Here is a 2,186-nt window from a genome sequence, read left to right as displayed (position 1 = left end):
CCATCGCGCCGAGAGTACTGCGGGGTCAGCCCGTGGGAGGCCAGGGCGCCGCTGACCGGTGGACGGCACCGAGCCGTCGCAACGGACTGAAGAAGGGGGAGGCCTCGCGGCCTCCCCCTTTTTTGCGTTATAGACGACATTCTCTAAACAATTAAATCAATCCAATCATCCACCGGTGAATATAAACGTTCACCGTTCTGTGGGCGGTTCTTTGTTCTCAATGGACTAATATTTGCTTTAGCGCGCTGATGCGCTTGTCCTGTTTTGCACGGGTCGTTTTATTGATTGTGACGGAAGGACTCACATGGCAGATATTCATGAGCTGCTTGATACTTGGATTGCCAATGTCAAGGACGAGGAGCTCCTCGCTGAGCTCAACACGATGAAGGAGCAGGGTGATGAGGACGCCATCACTGACGCCTTCTTCCAGGATCTCGCCTTCGGTACTGCCGGTCTTCGCGGCACTATCGGTGCGGGCACTAACCGTATGAATATCTATACGGTCGGTCGTGCGACCCAGGGGTTCGCTGACTACCTCAATGCGACCTTCGAGCATCCGACGGTCGCCATCGCTCGCGATAGCCGCAATAAGGGTGAGCTGTTCGTTAAGACGACGGCTGCCATTCTTGCAGCAAACGGCGTGACTGCCCTCGTGTATCCCAAGATTTCTCCTGTGCCGACGCTCTCCTGGGCCGTCCGTGATCTTAAGTGCTCCGGTGGCATTTGCATGACCGCTAGCCATAACCCGGCGCCGTATAACGGCTATAAGGCCTATGGCCCCGATGGCTGCCAGATCACCAGCGAGGCCGCCGATGCAATTTCTAAGGCTATCGCCGAGACCGATACGTTCACCGGCGTGAAGTCCATGGACTTTGATGAGGCTCTTGAGCAGGGTCTGGTCAAATGGATTGATGACTCGTGCCTCGAGCGCTATTACGACGCCGTTCTCGCCCGCGGCGTGACTAACCTTTCTGCCGAGGAGATCGCTGGCGCTCCGCTTAAGCTCGTCTACACTCCGCTCAACGGCACCGGCCTCATTCCCGTCACGACGGTGCTCGAGAGCGCTGGCATCACCGATGTCACGGTTGTTCCCGAGCAGAAGGAGCCTAACGGCGATTTCCCGACCTGCCCGTATCCTAACCCCGAGATCCGTCAGGCCATGCAGAAGGGCATCGATCTCTGCGAGCAGGTTCACCCTGATCTGCTGCTTGCAACCGATCCCGACGCCGACCGTGTTGGCGTCGCTGTCAAGAATGGCGATGACTACCTGCTGCTGACCGGCAATGAGATGGGCGTTCTGCTGCTCGACTATATCTGCAAGACCCGTGCTGCCCGCGGTGAGGATCTCACTAAGAAGGTTGCCGTTACTACTATCGTTTCTTCCGCCATGGTTGACGCTCTGGCCGACGAGTACGGTTTTGAGCTCCGCCGCTGCCTGACGGGCTTCAAGTACATCGGCGACATCATTACTTCTCTTTCCGATGCTGGCGAGGTCGATCGCTTTATCTTCGGTTTCGAGGAGAGCTACGGCTATCTGGCCGGCGACCACGTGCGCGACAAGGACGCCGTGAGCAGTTCGCTGCTGATTTGCCAGATGGCTCAGTATTACAAGCTGCAGGGCAAGAACCTTGCCGATGCGATGCACGAGCTGTACGAGAAGTATGGCTACTATCACAACAAGACGATTTCGCTGAGCTATCCGGGCGCTGAGGGTGCGGCAAAGATGGCCGGCATCATGGCCGGTCTGCGCGAGAACCCGCCCGCGGAGCTCGCCGGTTCCAAGATTGAGGCCGTCGTGGATTACAACACCTGCGTGAACGGCCTGCCGAAGGCTAATGTCATTGAGTTCGATCTTGAGGGTGGCAACAAGGGTATTGTTCGTCCTTCCGGCACCGAGCCCAAGATTAAGCTGTACATCTTTGCTAAGGGCGCGGATGCCGCCGAGGCAGATGCGGCACTTGACGCGATCGAGGAGTCCGGTCGCAAGCTGTTGGCCTAGGGCTTTTAGAGCCTATTTCTTTAGATAGACGGAGGAGGGGATCTCGGAAACGAGGTCCCCTCTCTATTACTGGTAAATACAGCTGAGAATCCCAAACTGTGTAGGAAATATGTACGCCCAGATTCCCGCCCGCGGGGGCCCTCCGGTCTGGCAATATATCTCCTTGCCGCGCGGCCCGGTCGAACCG

At 57.4% G+C, this 2,186-nt stretch carries 1 protein-coding gene; it reads left to right on the top strand.

Annotation, left to right across the window (positions count from 1 at the left end; genetic code table 11):
* Positions 1–304: 304 nt before the first annotated feature.
* The gene (locus I1M21_RS09700) at positions 305–1,999 is read left to right on the top strand and encodes a phospho-sugar mutase (RefSeq protein ID WP_195193399.1); all 1,695 of its coding nucleotides are present in this window, start codon (positions 305–307) and stop codon (positions 1,997–1,999) included.
* Positions 2,000–2,186: the final 187 nt, after the last annotated feature.

The sequence above is a fragment of the Collinsella aerofaciens genome, assembly GCF_015546965.1.
GTDB classification, from domain to species: Bacteria; Actinomycetota; Coriobacteriia; order Coriobacteriales; family Coriobacteriaceae; genus Collinsella; species Collinsella aerofaciens_X.
This window is presented reverse-complemented; position numbering and strand designations above follow the sequence as displayed.

Coding starts and splice junctions, on each gene's coding strand:
- I1M21_RS09700 (WP_195193399.1), top strand. CDS start 305: ATGGCAGATATTCATGAGCTGCTTGATACTTGGATTGCCAATGTCAAG.